14 protein-coding genes are annotated in these 18,848 nt (G+C 68.2%); 6 read left to right on the top strand and 8 right to left on the bottom strand.

Annotated features, from left to right (window positions below):
* Positions 1-5: 5 nt before the first annotated feature.
* From ACTOWJ_RS27145 to ACTOWJ_RS27115, 7 genes are all read right to left on the bottom strand, one after another.
* Entirely contained in the window at positions 6-998 is a 993-nt protein-coding gene (locus ACTOWJ_RS27145) for a lytic polysaccharide monooxygenase (protein ID WP_441337751.1), read from the bottom strand.
* Positions 999-1,466: 468 nt separating this feature from the next.
* A complete protein-coding gene (locus ACTOWJ_RS27140; RefSeq protein ID WP_441337750.1) occupies positions 1,467-3,995 on the bottom strand; it encodes a DNA topoisomerase I in 2,529 nt (842 codons plus the stop codon).
* Between the two features lie 286 nt (positions 3,996-4,281).
* Positions 4,282-5,361, bottom strand: coding sequence for an RDD family protein (locus tag ACTOWJ_RS27135; protein ID WP_441337749.1), 1,080 nt, complete (start codon positions 5,359-5,361; stop codon positions 4,282-4,284).
* 117 nt (positions 5,362-5,478) lie between these two features.
* Positions 5,479-6,264, bottom strand: a complete 786-nt coding sequence (locus ACTOWJ_RS27130) for a pilin (protein WP_441337748.1) — start codon at positions 6,262-6,264, stop codon at positions 5,479-5,481.
* A 281-nt stretch (positions 6,265-6,545) separates the two neighbouring features.
* Positions 6,546-7,034, bottom strand: coding sequence for a DUF494 family protein (locus tag ACTOWJ_RS27125; protein WP_441337747.1), 489 nt, complete (start codon positions 7,032-7,034; stop codon positions 6,546-6,548).
* A 128-nt stretch (positions 7,035-7,162) separates the two neighbouring features.
* The gene (dprA, locus tag ACTOWJ_RS27120) at positions 7,163-8,377 is read right to left on the bottom strand and encodes a DNA-processing protein DprA (RefSeq protein ID WP_441337746.1); all 1,215 of its coding nucleotides are present in this window, start codon (positions 8,375-8,377) and stop codon (positions 7,163-7,165) included.
* An 86-nt stretch (positions 8,378-8,463) separates the two neighbouring features.
* On the bottom strand, positions 8,464-9,618 hold the full coding sequence (locus ACTOWJ_RS27115) for a LysM peptidoglycan-binding domain-containing protein (protein ID WP_441337745.1): 1,155 nt from the start codon (positions 9,616-9,618) through the stop codon (positions 8,464-8,466).
* A 159-nt stretch (positions 9,619-9,777) separates the two neighbouring features.
* On the opposite strand from ACTOWJ_RS27115, the gene def reads away from it, so the two are divergent.
* The 5 genes from def to ACTOWJ_RS27090 all read left to right on the top strand — a co-directional run bounded on the left by def (position 9,778) and on the right by ACTOWJ_RS27090 (position 16,569).
* Complete coding sequence (def, locus tag ACTOWJ_RS27110; protein WP_441337744.1) at positions 9,778-10,290, top strand: peptide deformylase; 513 nt, start codon at positions 9,778-9,780, stop codon at positions 10,288-10,290.
* A gap of 163 nt (positions 10,291-10,453) precedes the next feature.
* Positions 10,454-11,377 carry a methionyl-tRNA formyltransferase gene (gene fmt, locus ACTOWJ_RS27105; protein ID WP_441337743.1) on the top strand — a complete coding sequence of 308 codons (924 nt, stop codon included), beginning with the start codon at positions 10,454-10,456 and terminating at the stop codon, positions 11,375-11,377.
* 670 nt (positions 11,378-12,047) lie between these two features.
* Positions 12,048-13,355, top strand: a complete 1,308-nt coding sequence (gene rsmB / locus ACTOWJ_RS27100; protein WP_441337785.1) for a 16S rRNA (cytosine(967)-C(5))-methyltransferase RsmB — start codon at positions 12,048-12,050, stop codon at positions 13,353-13,355.
* Positions 13,356-13,519: 164 nt separating this feature from the next.
* Complete coding sequence (locus tag ACTOWJ_RS27095) at positions 13,520-15,289, top strand: ArnT family glycosyltransferase (protein ID WP_441337742.1); 1,770 nt, start codon at positions 13,520-13,522, stop codon at positions 15,287-15,289.
* A 29-nt stretch (positions 15,290-15,318) separates the two neighbouring features.
* Positions 15,319-16,569, top strand: coding sequence for an O-antigen ligase family protein (locus ACTOWJ_RS27090; protein WP_441337741.1), 1,251 nt, complete (start codon positions 15,319-15,321; stop codon positions 16,567-16,569).
* Between the two features lie 194 nt (positions 16,570-16,763).
* On the opposite strand, the gene ACTOWJ_RS27085 is transcribed toward ACTOWJ_RS27090, so the two are convergent.
* The gene (locus ACTOWJ_RS27085; RefSeq protein WP_441337784.1) at positions 16,764-17,603 is read right to left on the bottom strand and encodes a glycosyltransferase family 2 protein; all 840 of its coding nucleotides are present in this window, start codon (positions 17,601-17,603) and stop codon (positions 16,764-16,766) included.
* Between the two features lie 169 nt (positions 17,604-17,772).
* Here ACTOWJ_RS27085 and ACTOWJ_RS27080 point away from each other — a divergent pair, with 169 nt between their 5' ends.
* On the top strand, positions 17,773-18,843 hold the full coding sequence (locus ACTOWJ_RS27080) for a CDP-glycerol glycerophosphotransferase (protein WP_441337740.1): 1,071 nt from the start codon (positions 17,773-17,775) through the stop codon (positions 18,841-18,843).
* Positions 18,844-18,848 lie beyond the last annotated feature (5 nt).

Here is an 18,848-nt window from a genome sequence, read left to right as displayed (position 1 = left end):
TGCTTTCAATGCCCGTGATGCGCGTGTTCGCTCGCGGCCGGTTTGGCCGAATCGGGCAAGCGCACGTCGAAGGCGAACGAGCGGTTGCCGCTGAGGAACACCCGGTTGCCGGCGTCCTTGGCCAGCACCTGGCCGCTGCGCTGCTCGCCGATGCGGGCGAACTTGGCGCGCGCATTGACCTGCTCGGCGACCCGGCGCGGCCAATCGGCGACCGAGGTTTCGCCCGCGCGCAGCACCGTCTCGATCTTTTCCGCGTCGCTGCCATCGGCGTTGAACACCCGCAAGGTCACCGACGTGCCGACCGGATAATCGTTGACCACGTTCAAGTTGCCCGACTCGCGCCACGGCGATTTCGCATCGGCGAGCGAGGCGTTGAAGTTGACGTCCATGCAGGTGTAGAAGGCTTCGGTCGAATCCGAGCGTTGCCAGGTGTTGTAGATCACGTGGCGTCCGCTGCGGCTCGGCAAGGTGCAGGTGATGTGGTAGTTGTTGCCCGCCGACAGCGGCACCGAGCCGGTCTTGCAGAACTGCTGCAGATCGCTCCAGCGCACGGCGCTGTTCGGATTCCAGCCTTGCCGGGTCACATAGAACGTCCAGTCCTTGGTCGCGTGCGGCGCGGTGGCATAGAAGGTGAAGGTGTAGCTCGAACCCGAGCGCACGGTGCTGGTCTGCCAATCGCTGCGGATCACGTCCAGACCGCGGAAGGTCGGGTTGTTGCCGCTGCACAGTTTGCCGTCGGGCACCACCGCCTGATGGTTGCTGTTGGCGTTGGCCTGGTTGATGCCGTTCCAGTCGTAGAACAGCTGCGAGCCGGCGACCGCCCAGGCGGCGCGGCAGGCCGGATCGGAGGGGTTTTCCTTGTTGCCCAGATAGCACTTGTAGATCCGGCTTTGCGGATTGACGAAGGTGCCGTGGGCGAAGACGGAAGAGGTCGGCAGCGCGGCGGCGCACACGGCGACGGCGGCGGAGAGCAGATAAAAACGATGAGCACGGTTCATGGCGACTCCTGTCGATGGGATAGGTGAACTACACCCCCCCAGCAGGTTTCGCGATGGCGACGGTTTGCGCGATTGATATCGCGTCTCGATGGGCTTGAGCCCGATGGCCGCGCCCTTATGCGGCCCCGATCCTATGGGCCGTGTCCGGCTGAATCTGTGCGGGCGGTCGCCTGAGCGGACATATGCGGCCACAGCCGGCGTCGGATAGTGCAAAACGGAAGCGGCGTCACGGCTTGGCCGCGCGGCTGCGACACTGTGTCGCTGGCGAATGTTGCGGCGCGTCGGGCCTGAAGGCCCTCCCACAAAAGACCTCGGGGCTATGGTTCGATGGTGTTCCGCCCGCAGCGCACCCGCGAAGTCTTTTGTGGGAGGGCCTTCAGGCCCGATACCCGAAGCCAGGCAACGGCCAAAAACGAAACGGGCGCCGAAACCGGCGCCCGCTTTGCATCGATGCCTCGCCGCGGCGACCTACTTGGCCGCGACTTTCTTGACGACTTTCTTCGCCGCTTTCTTGGTCGCGGCCTTCTTGGCGACGGTCTTGGTCGCTTTCTTGGCGGGTACCTTCTTAGCCGGCGCCTTCTTGGTCGCGGCTTTCTTCGCCGGCGTCTTGGTCTCGCCGTCGGCGCTCACCGCTTTCTTGGCGACTTTCTTGGCCGCCTTCTTGGCCGGCTCTTTCTTCGCCGCGGTCTTCTTGCCGAAACGCCCGCGCATCGGCTTGCCGGTGTCCTCCATCAGCTTGACCACTTCTTCCAGGGTCAGCGAAGCGGGCTCGCGGTCCTTGGGGATACGGCCATTGAGCTTGCCGTCGCTGATGTACGGGCCGAAGCGGCCGTTGAGCACCTGGATGTCGCTGCCGTCGAACTGCTTGATGATGCGGTTGCGCGCGATCTCTTCCTTCTCCTCGATCAGGAACACCGCGCGCGCCAGATCGATGGTGTAGGGATCGTCCTCTTTCTTCAGCGAGGCGTACACGCTGCCGCGCTTGGCGAACGCGCCGAAGCGGCCGATGCCGACGCTGACTTCCTCGTCCTTGTCCTGGCCGAGTTTGCGCGGCAGCTTGAACAGTTCCAGAGAATCTTCCAGCGAAATCGTGTGCATGCTCTGGCCCGGACGCAACGAGGCGAAGGTCGGCTTGTCCTCGTCCTCGGCGGTGCCGATCTGCGCATACGGCCCGTAACGGCCCAGGCGCACGCTGACCGGCTTGCCGCTCTTTGGATCGGTGCCGAGCTCGCGCGCGCCGGTGGCTTCGTTGCGATCGACCGATTCCTTCTTCTCTTCGACCAGTTGCTTGAACGGCGCCCAGAAGCGTTCCATCAACGGCACCCAGTCTTCTTCGCCGCGCGAGACCGCGTCGAGTTCGTCCTCGAGCTTGGCGGTGAAGTCGTAATCGACGTACTGGGTGAAATGCCCTGACAGGAACTTGGACACCGCGCGGCCGACGTCGGTCGGACGGAAGCGGCGGCTGTCGAGTTCGACGTACTTGCGGAACAACAGCGTCTGGATGATCGAGGCGTAGGTGGACGGACGGCCGATGCCGTATTCCTCCAGGGTCTTGACCAGCGACGCTTCCGAGAAGCGCGGCGGCGGCTCGGTGAAGTGCTGGTCGGTGTGGATCTTATCGACCGGAATGCGGTCGCCGACTTTCATCAGCGGCAGCTTGCGGCCCTCGTCTTCGTCCTCGGCGGCCTTGGCGTCCTTGCCTTCCTCGTACACGGCCAGGAAGCCCGGATCGATCACCGTGGTGCCCGAAGCGCGGAAGCTGTGTTCGGAGCCGGCGGCCAGATCGACGCTGACGGTGTTGAGCGTGGCCGGCACCATCTGCGATGCGACCGCGCGCTTCCAGATCAGCTCGTACAGGCGGCGCGCGTCGTCGTCGAGGAAGCGCGCCATCTGCGACGGCGTGTGCAACGCGGCGGTCGGACGGATCGCTTCGTGCGCTTCCTGCGCGTTCTTGGACTTGGTCTGGTAGGTATTGGGCTTGTCCGGCAGCGCCTTGGTGCCGAAATCGCGGGCGATCACGTCGCGGATCTCGCTGACCGCGTCCTGCGACAGGTTCACCGAGTCGGTACGCATATAGCTGATCAGGCCGACCGTGCCCTCGTCGCCCAGCGCCACGCCTTCGTACAGCTTCTGCGCCACGCGCATGGTGCGCGAGGTGGTGAAGCCGAGCTTGCGCGAGGCTTCCTGCTGCAGGGTCGAGGTGGTGAACGGCGGCGCCGGACGGCGCTTGCGTTCCTTGCTGGTGACGTCGGTGACGTGCAGCGCGCCGTTGGCGGCAGTCACAATCCGCTTGCGCGCGTCCTCGGCGGTCTCGCCGTCGGTGATGGTGAACTGCTCGAATTTCTTGCCGTCGAACTTGTTGAGCTTGGCGGTGAAGGCCTGCTGCGGATGCGCGCACTCGGCTTCGATCGACCAGTACTCGCGGGCGACGAAGGCTTCGATCTCTTCTTCGCGCTCGACGATCATGCGCAGCGCCGGCGACTGCACCCGGCCGGCGGACAGGCCGCGCTGGACCTTGCGCCACAGCACCGGCGACAGATTGAAGCCGACCAGGTAGTCGAGGGCGCGTCGCGCCTGCTGCGCATCGACCAGATCGCTGGCGATGGCGCGCGGCTGGCTCATCGCTTCCTTGATCGCGCGCGGCGTGATCTCGGTGAACACCACCCGCTGCAGCGGCTTGCCTTCGAGCAGGCCGCGCTCGCGCAGGATCTCGCCGATGTGCCAGCTGATCGCCTCGCCTTCGCGGTCCGGGTCGGTCGCCAGGAAGAGGTTGTCGGCGCTCTTGGCGGCCTTGGCGATCGCGTCTACGTGTTTTTCGTTCTTCTCGATGACGGCGTAGTCCATCGCGAAGTGATTGTCGGGATCGACCGCACCCTCTTTCGGCACCAGGTCGCGGACATGGCCGTAGGAGGCCAGGACGGTGAAGTCCTTGCCGAGGTACTTGTTGATCGTCTTGGCCTTGGCGGGCGACTCGACGATGAGGAGGTTCTTGGCCATGGGTACTCCGCAGGACCCGGGGGCGGGCGCTGCTCGACTGCTTGCTCGGGTTGGGGCGGCACGCGGGCCGGGGCCCAGCGGGGCGGGGTTTAAGAAGGCGACGCCCGCAGCGTTCGGCCGCGGGCGTTCAGGTTTCCTTTTTCTAGTGGAATCATGAGGCGGCCGCGGCTGTCAAGCTCGGCCTCCCGGAAACATCAATAAAGTGGCACCGAAACGCTTGAAGGGGGCGTGATGGAGTGTGCCCGGTTCAGGTTTCAGCGCGCTGTGACGCCCTTGGACGGCCTCATCAACGCTCCATCATCGCCGAGAAGAAGCCGAATGCGGCGACGCCGACCGCCAACACCCAGATCAGGCCGCCGAGGATCAGCACCACCCAGGCCACCGGGCCCAGGTCGCGCTGCTGCATCTCCGGCCGGGTAGTGTAGGCGTAACGGTCCACCACCTCGGTCTTGGCGACGATGTCGTGCAGGCCGCGCTTGCGGTCGGTGAAGGCGACCAGCAGGAAACCCACGCCCAGGCTCAGGTAGGACAGCAGGCTGGCGGCCCAGCGGCCGAGCGCGCGCAGACGGGTCAGGCGCCGGCCCTGGGCGTCGGCGACCTTGATCCCGACCGCCAGCTTGCCCAGCGTGGACTGCATCGAGGAGGACTCGAAGCCGACGTAGTAACACACGCTGATCAGGCCGTAGATCAGCGGCACCACGCCCATCATCAGCGCGCCGAGGACGCCCGGGTTCTTGCCTATTTCGCCGAACATGCCCAGGGCGAACACGGCGACGAACAGGGCGGTGCTGATCCCGTAATAAGTGAAGGTGATCAGCGTCGAATCGATCATGTACGCCGCCAATCGCTTCCAGAAGCCGGCCGCGACCACTTCGAAACCATGCACGACATCGGTGTTCTCGGCCACGCCGGCGCGCGGCGCGGCGTAGGGCGAGTCGGATGCGGTCGCGGTGATGGATTGTGCCGGCGCGGCGACGCCCTGGGCCGGCGGGGCGGGTCCCTCGGCGGCGGACGTGGCCGCCGGAGCGCTCGCCGCATCGGAGGCGGGTGCGCGAACGGTCGGGACTTCGGTCGGTGCGGCCCGAGGGTCGGCGCGGTCCTCGATCCGGGTTACGGCGGCGTCGATCGCGGCGGCGGCGCGCGTGCCGATCGCCTCGACGGCAGGCGCGGCCGCGGCGGGGGTGAAGCCGCTGTCGGCGAGCAACTCGCCGGCCAGCTCGCGCCACGGACGCCATTGGCTCAGGCCGTCGCGCCAGACCAGGGTGTCGGCGGTCAACTCGCCGTTGCGGTGGCGTTCGACCATCCCGGCGCCCTCCAGCGGCCCGTGCCGGTTGCGTTCGCTGTCGCTGTAGTACCACTGGGTCATCGCGGAATCTCGGTCTCGGTCGGTGCGAAGCGGCGCCATGATGCCACCCCCGGCCAAGCCGCGATCACGCCAGGCCGGCCTTCCGCTTGATCCGGGCCAGCATCGCGATGCCTCGTTTCAGTTGCGGCAGGCCTGCGGCAGCCAGCTCGGCCGTTCGAGATCGGAGGTGCAGGTCCAGGTGCCGTTGGTGGGGTCGTAGGACTGCCAGATCTTCTTGCCATCCAGGAGTTCGTTGTTGAACCCGCGCAGCTCGGTCTGGATGGCGCAGTGGCCGTTCTCCTCGAACCGGCCGAATTCGACCGAGGCGATCTGCGGGCTGGCGTAGGCGATCGCTGCGAGGAAGCTCGGCGAATCGTTGGTGGGGCAGGCCTCGTTCTGGTGGTAGTGCTCGGCGACCTGGGTCTTGTAGGCGCCGGTGGCGGCCAGCGCGGCGGAGACCTTGGCGCGGAAGCTGTAGTCCTGATACGCAGGCAGGGCGATCGCGGCCAGGATGCCCACCACCGGGATGGCGACGACGGCGAGCACGATCAGCGCGATCATGCAGCCCGACAGGCCGCGCTTGGGCGGCGCCTCGGCTTGGCGGCGGGCGACATGGGCCGGCGCGTAGTCGGCCGGACTGACGCTGCGCTGGGCGTGGGATTGGGCGTGTTCGGGCGCGGTCGCGTCAGTGCCGTAGTCCGGCGCTGCGGGCAGCGGCGGCGGCACGGCTGGCGGCGACGACAGCTCCTGGTCCAGTTCCAATTCGGCCGACAAGCGTTCCAGCGGCTGCCATTCGCGCAGGCCTTCGCGCCACAGCAGTGTGTCGCGGCCGATACGTCCAGCGCGGAAGTGGCCGCGGATCGCGTCGGCATCGATCGGTCCGACGCGGCCCTGGGCCGGGTCGTGGTAGTACCAGTTGGTCATGTCTTTCCCCGTGATCTTGCGAGCTTCCCTGTCGGTCCAGCGCCGGCGCCACGGCCGCATGAAGCATGCGTTGAAGTGGCGTCCAGGCGCGCGAAATCATCCCGTGGCATGCGCGCGCGGGATGAAACTAGCACGGAGTTCGCAAAACGCGGTGTGCCCGGCACGGACGGCGCGGATTGCGCGACGGAAGGAGACGGTGAGGGCCTGCGCGAGGCCCGGCGAAGCAATTGCGAGGCGCGCGGCTGGCGCGCGCCGTACAGGCCGGCAGGACGCGGCCGGCGTCAGTGCACCGGCTCGGGTTCGTCGGCGAACATCTGCGTTTCCATCCAGGCGTAGGCAGCCTCGGAGCCGGGCTGGTTGAACAGCACCATCAGCACGACCCATTTGAGGTCGTCCAGGTCCAGTTCTTCCTGATCCAGCGCCATCGCCCGATCGAGCACGAGTTCGCGCTGATCGGCGTCGAGGATGCCGTGCTGCTCCAGGAACATCAGGAAGCCGCGGCATTCGACATCGAGCTTGTCGAGTTCCGGGCCGAAATAGATCCGGGTCGGGCCGCCCGCGCGCGGTGCACTGACGCTGGGCCGTTGCTGGGCCAGCGCATCCAGCCATTCGATGGCTTTGTTGATCTCGGCGGGGCTGAAACCGGCCTGGCCCAATTCGTCGAACAGGGGGCCGCTGCGGAGCGAATCGCGGTCGCGGACCAGGTCCGCATCGTCGGTGAAGTAATGCTCGAACAGGTACAGCAGGACGTCCAGAATGCTCTCTTTCATTTCCCTCGGCCTGCGCCGCATGCGGCGCGGTGGGTCAGGAGTTGCTGATTGGCCGGGTGAACCGCCGGTGGGTGGCACCGATTCGAGTTCAGCGGATACGGATTTCAGCAATCGCCTAATCAGAGATTTTAGCGATTGCGGAAGTAACGGCCGTGCAGCGCCGCGACGCGACCCTCAAGCTCCATGACCAGCAGCATGGAGGACAGTTCCGCGGTCGTCAATCCAGTACGTTCAACGAGTTGATCCATACCGGTAGGGTCGTGGCCCAGCGCGTTCCACAAGGACTGGTAGTCCGGATCGGCGAAATCGGGTGGCTCGACGGCTCCTGAGACGGGGCTGGAACCATCCTGACCGCCGTCTGTGACCGCCGCGTGGCCGGGCTTAATGGGGGCGCCCAGGCGCCGGCGCAAGCCGTCGGCCAGCTCGGCGGCCAGCGGCGCCAGCGCCGCGGCGACCTCCGAGGCGCTTTCGACCAGGCCGGCGCCTTCGCGGATCAGGCGATGGCAGCCGCGCGCGAGCGGGTTGTGGATCGAGCCGGGTACGGCGAAGACCTCGCGTCCGCATTCGGCCGACAGGCGCGCGGTGATCAGCGCACCGGAACGCTCGGCGGCCTCGATCACCAGGGTCCCCAGGCTCAGGCCAGCCAGAATGCGGTTGCGGCTGGGGAAGTGTTCAGCGCGGGCGGCGGTACCAGGCGGGTATTCGCTGACCACCGCGCCGTGCGCGGCGATGCGTGCGAGCAGTTCGCCGTGGCGGCGCGGATACGCCAGGTCCGGGCCGGTGCCGAGCACCGCCACGGTCAGGCCGGCGGCGGCCAGGGCCGCCTGGTGCGCGGCGGCGTCGATGCCCGCGGCCAAGCCGCTGACGACCGCCAGGCCGGTGCGGGCGAGGGCGCGGGCGAAGTCGGCGGCGTTGTCGCGTCCGCCCGGGGTCGGCGAACGGCTGCCGACCACCGCCACCGCCGGATGCCACAGCAGGCCGGGCTCGCCGGCGACGAACAGCGCCAGCGGCGGGTTGGGCGCGCGCCGCAGCAGGGCCGGGTAATCGGGGCTGGCCCATTCGATCAGATGGTGGCCGGCCTGGTCCAGCCAGGCGATCAGGCGCTGATGGGTGTCGGCCGGCCAGCCCATCGCTGCCCAGGCGGCTTGATCGGGCGGCGCGCGCAGGCGGGCGATCTGTTGCGGCGACAGCCCGGCCGCAGTCCATGCCGACACGCCTGCCGCGAGCGCGGACGCGGCATCGCCGTGTTGCTCAAGCAACGTGCGGCGGACCGCGCTGGAGCCGCCAGCGGCGAGCAGGCTCAACAACGCGAGTGGATCGGCGGACGGGTTCGGGCGGGTCATGGCCTCAGCCTAGCCCGCGAACGACGAAGGCGCCCGAAGGCGCCGTCGCGTTCAACCGTAGGAAAAGCCCGCGGGCTTTTCCGGACTCAGTACGGCGAGTCGGGATGCTTGAGCTCGTAGCCGACCTTGGTCGGACGCACCGCGTCCATGATCAGGGCATAGCTGACCTTGTCGAAGGTGCGGAACACCATCGCATGGCCGGAGAACTCATCGGGCAGGCGCACGCGCGAGTTTTTGCCGACCAGGGTCGGATCGCGGTCCGGACCGACCTTGACCCGGTCCACCGCGCGGCTGCCCACGCGCCAGGCCGAGAACACGGTGCCGTTGTCGATGCCGTCGCGGGAGCCGACCGACAGCGCGATCACGTCGCGCGGACCGCCGTTCTTGATCAGGTCGGCCACCGCCATGACCTGGGCGCGACCGTAGTCGAACTGAGCCTTGGGCGGATGCGGGAAGAACTGCAGATCGTAGGGCTGCGCTTCGACCGGAATCAGGCGATCGCCGACGCGGATTTCGCGGCCGGTGTCGTCGATCACCAGAGTCGAGGCCTGCATGCCGCCGACGGCGCCGCGGCTCAGGGTGCCGGTGGAAACCTGCATCAGCTCATAGCCGAGCAGTTCGCGGCCCTTGTCCGGCACGACCACGTCGGTCCAGATGGCTTCGAAGTCGACCGTGCGCTTGCCGCGGAAGTCCAGGTCTGCGGCGCGCATGATGTCGCAGCAGGCCACGCGGTCCAGGCGGGTGTAGCGCTGGGTCGGACGGACCACGGCGTAACGGGTGCCCGGGCTCTGATCCGGCAGGCCCTTGATGTAGGCGACCTGGCCCTGAGTGATCCGCAGGCGGTCTTCTTCGAGGCCGACCACGTAGGGCAGCTGCTCGAACTGGTCGACCACGCGCAGGTTCTTCAGGAACGGTTCGATCTCCGACAGCGGCACGCCGCTGATCGGAGCTTCCTGGCGCGGACCGGGCTGGACCTGGGCCGCGGCGACGCGGTCCAGGTACGCCAGCGAGATCACGTCGCCGGGATAGATGAGATGCGGATTCTTGATCTGCGGATTGGCCTGCCAAATCTCCGGCCACAGCCACGGCTTCTTGAGGAAGCGGGCTGAAATATCCCACAGGGTGTCGCCCCGCTTCACCGTGTAGGCGTCGGGGTGGTCGCCACGCATTTCCGCCGCGAGGGCGTAAGTGGCAACAGTCAGCAACGCAGCGGCGCAAACCGCGCGGATCGGTTTAAACATGGCGGCCATCTACCTGATTCCCCTTCCAGGTTTCCCTCTGCGGGCACCCGGACTATAGCCCAGAAGACGCGAACACTAGCAGGCCTTTGCAGCCTATAACGGGGGTACAATGCAACCAAAGCTTGCGTATGTGACCCACGCCCCCATTTTCGGTGCCCTATGGCCCTCTTACCCATTCTCGAGTTCCCCGACCCCCGTCTACGCACCAAAGCGACGACGGTAGATCTCGCGCGCGTGACCCAGCCGGAGTTCCAGCGTTTGCTCGACGACATGTTCGAGACGATGTACGAATGCCCCGGCATCGGACTGGCCGCGAGCCAAGTCGACGTGCATCAGCGCTTCATGGTGATCGATATTTCGGAAGAAAAAAACCAGCCGCAGGTGTTCATCAATCCCGAAATCGTCGCCCGCGCCGGCGAACAGGTGTATCAGGAAGGCTGCCTGTCGGTGCCTGGCATCTTCGCCGACGTGACCCGCGCCAACGAGATCACAATCAAGGCCGTGGGCCGCGACGGTCAGCCCTTCGAGCTGAGCACCGACGGTTTGCTGGCGGTGTGCATCCAGCACGAGATGGATCATCTGGAAGGCAAGCTGTTCGTCGACTACCTCTCGCCGCTCAAGCGCGAGATGGTGCGCAAGAAGTTGACCAAGCAGCGGCGGCAGTCGGCTTAAGGGCCGGGATTCGGGATTGGGGATTCGCGATTCGTTCGAGCATTACGGCGCGAACGGACAGATCGAGCCCGGATACTGAGTTCGGCCTGGACGCTCTCACAATCGCAGCGGCCAAGCCGCTGCTTTTGCTTTTACCAATCCCCAATCCCGAATCCCTGCTCTCATGCGCCTAGTTTTCGCCGGTACCCCCGACTTCGCCGTTCCCGCCCTGCGTGCGGCCACGCAGAAGGGCGAGGTGGTGGCCGTCTACACCCAGCCCGACCGGCCGGCCGGTCGCGGACGCGAGATGTCGATCTCGCCGGTCAAGCGCGAGGCGCTGCTGCGCGGGATTCCGGTGCTGCAGCCGGAGAACTTCAAGGCTGCGGTTTCGCGCGAGGCGCTGCGCGCGCTGCAGCCCGACCTGATGATCGTGGTGGCCTACGGTCTGATCCTGCCGCAGTCGGTGCTCGATATTCCGACCTACGGCTGCTGGAACCTGCACGCCTCGCTGCTGCCGCGCTGGCGCGGCGCCGCGCCGATCCAGCGCGCGATCGAGGCCGGCGACAGCGAAACCGGCGTGTGCCTGATGCAGATGGAAAAAGGCCTGGACACCGGTCCGGTGCTGTTGGCCCAGACCACCGAAATCGGCGAGAACGAAACCGGCGGGCAGTTGCACGATCGCCTGGCCGAACTCGGCGCGCAGGCGCTCAGCGACGGCCTGGGCCTGTTGCGCGCGGACCTGCGCCTGAAGCCGTGGATCCAGCCCGAACAGGGCGCGACGTATGCGCATAAACTCGACAAGGCCGAGGCGCGGCTGGACTGGAGCGGTCCGGCCAACGCGCTGGCCAACAAGGTGCGCGCATTCAACCCCTGGCCGATGGCCGATGCGCTGATCGCCGGCGAGCGCGTGCGCGTGCACGGCGCGATCGCGTTGCCGCTGGAGCACGGCGTCGAACCGGGCACGGTGCTGCAGGCCGGCCGCGAAGGCATCGACATCGCCTGCGGCGAAGGCGCGCTGCGCATTCGCGTATTGCAGCGCGAAGGCGGCAAGGCGATCACCGCCGCGGATTATTTGAACGGCCGCCGCGATCTCGCGGCGGCGCGCTGACATGAGCGCCGGACGCGAACCGCCGAAGGGTCCGCCGGGCGACGGCGAAGCACGGCCGGCGCGCGGTCGGGTGCGTAATCTGGGCACGCTGGATGCGGCGCGCGCGGTCGGTGCGAAGACGAGCGGCGCGAAGACATCGAACGAGGGCGCAGCGAAAGCGGGCAGATTGGAGCGGCGCGAAGCGCAGCGCAGCGATTCGAAACGTAACGATTCCAAACCGCCCGATTCGAAGCGACGCGGCCCGGGTCAGCGCGGTGCCGGCCCGCGTACTGCCGGGGGACGCGATGTGGTCAAGCGCGATGCCGTCAAGCACGATTCCGGCGCCCGTAACGCCGATCGGCCGGTTTCGACCGCGAACGCCTCCAAACGCGCCGCGAGCGACAAGCCGGTGTACACCGGACCGGGTTCGTTACGGCTGGCCTACGCCAAGCGCGACTTCGAAAAGCGCCGCGCCGACAAGCGCGCCGCCGAACGACGCGGCGATGGCGGGCGCCCGGACACGAGCGTCGCCGAAAACAGCGCTGGCATTGCGACCGTCCAGCCTGCAGCGCAACCGCGTCGCTCCGGCCCGCGTGCGGCGCCACGGTCGCGTCCGGCAGCTTCCGCCGGCGGCTCGCGCGACCCCTATTCGCGTCATCGCGGCGGCGGCGCATCGAATCGCCTATCGGCGCTGCCCGAAAGCGAGCAGCCAGGCGCGCCGTCGCGCGCCATCGCCGCGCGCGTGCTCGACGCGGTGCTGCACCGCGGCCGTTCGCTGAAGGCCGAACTCGCCAGCGCCTTGCCGGCCTTGGCCGACCCGCGCGATCGCGCGCTGGTCGAAGCGATCTGTTTCGCGGTGCTGCGCCAGCCGCTGCGCTTTGATGCCGCGCTCACCGCCTGGATGCCGCGGCCGCTGTCCTCGCGCGACGGCGAATTGCGTGCGCTGCTGTACGTCGGGCTGGCCCAGCTCGATCCGCTGCAACTGGCCGCGCATGCCGCGCTGGATGCGACGGTTGAGGCTGCGCGCCTGCTCGGTCATTCGCATCAGGCCGGACTGGTCAACGCGCTGCTGCGCCGCGCCCAGCGCGACGGCCTGCCGGCCGCCGAGCACTCGCATTGGCCGAGCTGGCTGCGCGGACTGGTGCGCAAGGACTGGCCCGAGCATTTCGACGCCATCCTGGCGCAAAGCGCGATCCCGGCGCCGATGTGGCTGCGCGTCAACCGCGCGCAGATCGCCCGTGAGGACTATCTGGTCTCGCTGAAGCAGGCCGGAATCGAAGCGGTCGCGCCGGAGGACTTGCCCGATGCGCTGCGCCTGGATACGCCGCTGCCGGTGGCCGCGCTGCCCGGTTTCGCCGACGGCGAGGTTTCGGTGCAGGACGCCTCCGCTCAGCGTGTCGCCGACGCATTGGCGCCGGCGCCCGGCGCGCGCGCGCTCGACGCCTGCGCCGCCCCCGGCGGCAAGAGCGCGCACTTGCTCGAACGCGATCCCAGCCTGCGCCTGACCGCGCTCGACATCGATGCCGGCCGCCTGCAGCGCGTGCGCTCGACCCTGCAGCGGACCGGCGTCGCGATCGAACGCGTGGAGCTGCAGGCGGCCGACGCCACCGATCTGGACAGCTGGTGGGACGGCGTGCCGTTCGACGCGGTGCTGCTGGACGCGCCGTGTTCGGCCACTGGCATCGTGCGCCGCCAGCCGGACGTGGTGTTGCATCGGCGCGAATCCGACATCGCCGCCTTGACCGCATTGCAGGCGCGTTTGTTGGACGCGCTGTGGCGGACGCTCGCGCCGGGCGGGGTGTTGCTGTATGCGACTTGTTCGATTCTGCGCCAGGAGAACGACGGACAGGTGCGTGCGTTCCTGGATCGCACCGCCGACGCGAGGATCGATGCATTGGACGCGACTCATGGTCGCGACTGCGAAGTCGGCCGCCAGCGCCTGCCCGGCGAGGACGGCGGCGACGGTTTCTTCTACGCTCGCCTGCGCCGGGCCCAGTGAACCGCCGCGCCGATCGGCGCCGGGGCGGTCCGGCGCGTTGATCCGCAGGTGGGGCCGGCCGATGGCCCGCGCGGCGGCGGCCGGACGCCTTGCGGATGAGTCGGCGTCCAAGCGGGGTCCGGCCATCTCCTCCCAGTCAAAACCGCTGCGTATCATGGTCGCGCATGCTCAAGAACGCCCTTTCCCGCCAAGGCTGGTTGTTTTGGATCGTCGCTTGGCTGGTCTTAGGGGCCGGGCTGGGGTTGCGCGATCCCTGGCCGGCCGACGAGCCGCGTTTCGCCCTGGCCGCCAAGCAGATGGTGGACAGCGGCCAGTGGCTGTTCCCGCAGCGCGGGATCGAGTTGTACTCGGACAAGCCGCCGATGTTCATGTGGACGCAGGCGCTGTCCTATCTCATCACCGGGCACTGGCGCGTCGCGTTCCTGCTGCCCTCGCTGCTGGCGGCGCTGGGGACGCTGTGGTGCGTGGTCGATCTCGGCCGCAGGCTATGGACGCGGCGGGTGGGCTACTACGCCGGTTGGGCGCTGCTGCTGACCCTGCATTTCGTCTATCAGGCCAAGAAGGCGCAGATCGATCCCTCGGTGGTGTTCTGGATCACCTTGGCCAACTACGGTTTGCTGCGGCACTTGCTGACCGGACCGGCCTGGCGCTGGTGGGCGCTGGGCTGGTTCGCCGCCGGCGTGGGCGTGATCACCAAGGGCGTGGGCGCGATCGCGCTGCTGATGCTGGTGCCGGTCGCGTTGGCGGCGCTGCTGCGTCCGCTGCAGGCGCGGCTGGCTCCGGGCGGCCTGGGCGCGCGTGCGCTGGCCTGGGTGCGCATGCCGGTGCGCGCCGGCGTCGGCGATCCGCGCTTCTGGCTGGGGCCGCTGGCGTTGCTGATCGCGGTCTCGCTGTGGCTGGTGCCGATGGCGCTGGCGGCCACGCACAACACCGGGCCCGGTTACCGGTTCTATCTGCACGACATCCTGTTCCGGCAGACCGCCGGTCGTTATACCCAGTCCTGGGATCACCACCAGCCGGTCTGGTACCACGTCGGGGTGATGCTCTCGATGTGGCTGCCGCTGATGCTGGCGCTGCCGTGGGCCTTGCGCGCCTGGGGCCGGCGCCTGGGCCGCGCGGATCCGCGTTACCTGCTGCCGCTGGCGTGGTGGGCGCTGGTGATCGTGTTTTTCTCGATCCCGCACGGCAAGCGCGACGTCTACATCCTGCCGGCGCTGCCGATGGCCTGCCTGATGTTCGCGCCGCTGCTGCCGGGCATCCTGCGCCGGGCCTGGCCGCGGCGCCTGGCGCTGGGGTTCGCCGCGCTGTTGACCCTGGCGATGCTCGGCGTCGGTCTGTCGATGTGGTTCGGCGATCCCGCGTTCGAGCTCAGGACGATCGCCGAACGCGGCTTCACCGACGGCGGCCGCGCGCTGGAGGCGGGCATCCTCGCGATCGGCGCCTGGGGCGCGGCCTGTGTGTTGTGGTTCGGCCGCCGCCGCCCGGTCCAGGCGATGGTGGCGATGCTGTGCGGGCTGTGGGTGTTGTACGGTTTGCTGATCGCTCCGGTGCTCAACGATTCGTCCTCGGCGCGCGGGGTGATGAGCGCCGCCGGCCGGCGCATCGGCGCGGACGCCGAGCTCGGCCTGGTCGCCTGGAAGGAACAGAATCTGCTGATGGCGCCGCAGGGTACGCAAAACTTCGGTTTTCGGATCAGTTGGCAGACCCAGCTGGAGCGCGGTCTGGCCTGGCAGGAACAGGCGCCGCGCACCCGCTGGCTGCTCGTGCAGGAGCCGGCGCTGCCGGCTTGCGTGAACCGCAGCGCAGCTCAGTGGATCGGCCGGTCTAACCGACGCGTCTGGTGGCTGGTACCGTACCGGGCGCGCGCGGGATGTCCGGCGGCGCCGCCGTTGGCCGAACATGAAGACGACCACCGGTTCGAAGAGTGGGATTGATCCACGCCCCAACCCCTGCCAAGGTTTCCATGTCCGGTTCGTTTCTCGCCATCAACGCCGCATTCGAGGGCGAGTCGCCGCGCCAGCGCTATGCCCGTCGGGTCCTGGAAATCGGCCTGTTCTGTCTGCCGGCGCTGCTGATCTCCACGCCCTGGGGGCTCAATCCGTTCACCGCCTTCGCGCTGATCGCCTTCGCGCTGACGCCCGGGCGCATCGTGCAGGCTTGGCGACAGGTCGGCCGCGAGCTGCGCTGGCTGGTCGCGATGGTCCTGGTCGTCGTCGCCGTGGTGGTGTATTCGAAGCTGCATTTCGAAGTGCGCTGGCGCGAGGCCGACAATCGCATGCGGCTGCTGACGCTGCCGTTCTTCGCGTTGATGGTCTATGCCTACCGGCCGTCGCGGCGCTGGCTGTGGGCGGGCGCGCTGGTGGGGCTGGCGGGCGCGTTCGGGGTGGCCCTGTATCAGTTCGGCGAAGGCGTCGAGCGCGCGTTCGGGTGGACCGCGAACGCGATCGTGTTCGCCGACGCGCTGATCGCGCTGATCGTGGTGGCGGTGTTCACCCGCCCGCCCGGCGAGCTGCTGTGGACCACGCTGGCCTGCGCGCTGGGCGTCGGCGCGGTCGCGCTGAGCGGCAGTCGCGGGGTTTGGCCGGGGTTGGCGATCGTGCTGATCGTGGGCCTGATCGTCAGCGGCGGCCGCGCGCGCAAACTTTCGTGGACGGTGCTGATGACGCTGGCAGTGGGTCTGGCGGTGAGTTGGTGGATCGGCCCGCTCGCTCAGCACATGCGCATCCATGAACTGGTCTCGGACATGGACCGGGTGCAGAAGGGCAACGACCACGAATCCTCGCTGGGCGCGCGCATGACTCTGCTGGAGTTGGCCGGCGACACCTTCGTCGAGCATCCGCTCGCCGGCGTGGGCTTGGGCAGCTTCGACAAGGTGGTGCGGGCCACGCCGCAATGCGCGCCGCCGGCGCCGCGGGAGGGGTTCTGCAAGCTCGGCCACGCGCACAGCGACGTCCCCGAATGGGCCGCGACCATGGGCGTGCCCGGGTTGATCGCGATCCTGGGCATCTACCTGGTTCCGCTGGCGCTGTTCGCGCGACGCCTGCGCGCGGCGCCCGGCGGCGCTTCGCGCAGCACCGCATTGGGAGGCTTGGTGCTGGTGCTGGTCTACATCGTCTGCGGCCTGACCCAGTCGATGTTCGCGCATCAGCTCGTCGCATCGTTCTACGCGGTGATGATCGGCGCGATGTACGGCTTTGCCTTGCGCGAATCCTAGGACCAGCCGCTGTAGCAGCGGTGCGAGCCGCGAACAACCGCAGCTGTGTACGAAAGCGAAAGCTCCCGAAGCAACGGCCAATCGGCATATAGATAGCCAGAAGCGACGCTTGAAACGTAGGGCTTCGGCGAAAACGCTTGCGTACACCTCTGCGGTTGGTCGCGGTTCGCACCGTCCCTACCTGCAGACCGCGCTCAATCGCGCGGTGGCGGGTCTTCGCGCACCGGCGTGGTCACCGGCTGTCCGTGCTGCAGCAGCCACAGCATGATGGTCTTCTGCCGCACGTAGTTGGCGCGCACGTAGGCATAGATCAGGCCATGCCAGCCGTCGAGAAATCCCGCGCGCAACACGTAGCCGCGCCAGAAACGCCAGGCCGGCGCCAGCACCAGCTTGGCCAGGGTCGCGCGCTTGCCGCGCGTATGATCGTGCTCGGCCATCATCCGCGCGTAGCGCTCGGTCTTGCTCAGCTGTTGTTCCAGCGAGCGGTACGGGTAGTGGATCAGATCGCCGGACAGGATCACGACCGCGCCGTCGACGCTCGCCGCCTCGTGCACCTCGCGCTTGCCGCGCCAACCGCCGCGACGGCGGTCGAACAGGCGCAGCACGCGGTCGGGATAGGCGTTGCCGTGACGCAGGAAACGGCCGAAGTAATCGGACAGGCGCGCGAATCGATAGCCGGCGGCGTCGGCGAAACCGCGGTCGCGCGCGGCCAGGATCGCCGCGCGCAGCGAATCGTCGACGCGTTCGTCGGCGTCCAGGCACAGCACCCAGTCGTGCGCGGCTTGCTCGATCGCGTATTGCTTCTGGCTGCGGAAGCCGTCGAATCGCCGCTGCAACACGCGCGCGCCGGCGCCCTGGGCGATGGCTACGGTGGCGTCGGTGGAATGCGAATCCACCACCACGATCTCGTCGCAGAACGCCAGCGAACGCAGGCAATCGCCGATCCGGTCGGCCTCGTTGAAGGCGATGATGCAGGCCGACACGCGCGGGCGTGCGGCGTCGGCGGCGTGTTCGGCGGGGCGAGGACTGTCGATGGCGGCGATCCGGCGGGGCGGCGTTCGCAAGAATACCGCCTGCGGCCGGCAAGCCCGCGCCAGGCCCGGGTCGGAGCGTGCCCCGATCCGGGCGTTCACGCCCTGGCTTTCCGGCGGCCGTGGATAATGCCTGAGCCGGTGCGTCCGCCGTGCCCTGTCTGGAGACTTCATGGCCGATTACCTGCTTTTCGCGACCGAACGCTACGCGCTGCCGATCCTGCAGCCGCTGGCGCAGGCGTTGCACGCGGCCGGACACGTCGCCCACGCCTGGTTCGCCGACGGCGCGGCGGCCTCGCAACTGCCCGCGCCGGTGCGCATGCTCGAACCAGGCAAGACCGGCTTGCGTGCCGCGGTCGCGCTCAAGCCGCGCGCAGTGTTCAGCGCCGCCAATTGGGTGCCGCCGTTCATCTCCGGCGCCAAGGTGCAGTTGTTCCATGGTTTCAACGTTGAAAAACGCGAAGACGCGCGCGGCCATTTCCGCGTGCGCGGTTTGTTCGATCTGTATTGCACGCAAGGTCCGGCGACCACCGCGCCGTTCCGCGCGCTGGCCGAGCAGGCCGGCCATTTCGCCGTGGTCGAAACCGGCTGGTCCAAGCTCGATCCGTTGTTCCGCGACGACGACGGCGGCGCGGCCCGATGGCGCCGCCTGGCCGGCCGCCGGCCGACGGTGTTGTTCGCCTCGACCTTCACCGAGCGCTTGAGCGCGGCGCCGCATCTGTTCGAAGCGATCCGCGCGCAGATCGCCGAAGGCGAACGCTACTGGCTGCTGACCCTGCATCCCAAATGCGCGCCGGAGCTGTTCGAACGCTACCGCTCCCTGGCCGGGCCCAACGCGACCTTCGTGGAAACCGAGGATCTGATCGCCGCCCAGCGCGCGGCCGACGTGCTGGTCGCCGATACCACCTCGGTGGTGTCCGAATTCGTGGTCCAGCGCAAGCCGGTGGTGACCTTCCGCAATCGCTCGCCCAAATCGCACATGCTTGATTTCGACGATCCGACGGGCTTGGGCGAGCAGCTCGAACATGCCTTCGCGCCGAGCCCGGAATTGCAGGCGGCGATCGACGCCTATGCCGATGCCATTCATCCCTACCGCGACGGGCGTTCGTCGGAGCGGGTGATCGCGGCGACCGAGGATCTGCTCGCCGGGCGCCTGGGGCGTTTGCGCAAGCGGCCGTTCACCGCTTTGTTGCGCGGTCTGCAGATCCGCAGGGAGCTGGGCTACTGGGGCCCGACCGGCTGAGCCGG

It is taken from the genome of Lysobacter sp. CA199 (assembly GCF_052078715.1).
Taxonomy (GTDB): Bacteria; Pseudomonadota; Gammaproteobacteria; order Xanthomonadales; family Xanthomonadaceae; genus Lysobacter.
Note: the sequence above shows the minus strand (reverse complement) of the source record. Positions and strands in the feature narration are given on the sequence as shown.

Excerpts from the sequence above, each read along its gene's own strand:
- ACTOWJ_RS27145 (WP_441337751.1), bottom strand. The coding sequence starts at position 998 with ATGAACCGTGCTCATCGTTTTTATCTGCTCTCCGCCGCCGTCGCCGTG.
- ACTOWJ_RS27140 (WP_441337750.1), bottom strand. The coding sequence starts at position 3,995 with ATGGCCAAGAACCTCCTCATCGTCGAGTCGCCCGCCAAGGCCAAGACG.
- ACTOWJ_RS27135 (WP_441337749.1), bottom strand. The coding sequence starts at position 5,361 with ATGACCCAGTGGTACTACAGCGACAGCGAACGCAACCGGCACGGGCCG.
- ACTOWJ_RS27130 (WP_441337748.1), bottom strand. The coding sequence starts at position 6,264 with ATGACCAACTGGTACTACCACGACCCGGCCCAGGGCCGCGTCGGACCG.
- ACTOWJ_RS27125 (WP_441337747.1), bottom strand. The coding sequence starts at position 7,034 with ATGAAAGAGAGCATTCTGGACGTCCTGCTGTACCTGTTCGAGCATTAC.
- dprA (WP_441337746.1), bottom strand. The coding sequence starts at position 8,377 with ATGACCCGCCCGAACCCGTCCGCCGATCCACTCGCGTTGTTGAGCCTG.
- ACTOWJ_RS27115 (WP_441337745.1), bottom strand. The coding sequence starts at position 9,618 with ATGTTTAAACCGATCCGCGCGGTTTGCGCCGCTGCGTTGCTGACTGTT.
- def (WP_441337744.1), top strand. The coding sequence starts at position 9,778 with ATGGCCCTCTTACCCATTCTCGAGTTCCCCGACCCCCGTCTACGCACC.
- fmt (WP_441337743.1), top strand. The coding sequence starts at position 10,454 with ATGCGCCTAGTTTTCGCCGGTACCCCCGACTTCGCCGTTCCCGCCCTG.
- ACTOWJ_RS27095 (WP_441337742.1), top strand. The coding sequence starts at position 13,520 with ATGCTCAAGAACGCCCTTTCCCGCCAAGGCTGGTTGTTTTGGATCGTC.
- ACTOWJ_RS27090 (WP_441337741.1), top strand. The coding sequence starts at position 15,319 with ATGTCCGGTTCGTTTCTCGCCATCAACGCCGCATTCGAGGGCGAGTCG.
- ACTOWJ_RS27080 (WP_441337740.1), top strand. The coding sequence starts at position 17,773 with ATGGCCGATTACCTGCTTTTCGCGACCGAACGCTACGCGCTGCCGATC.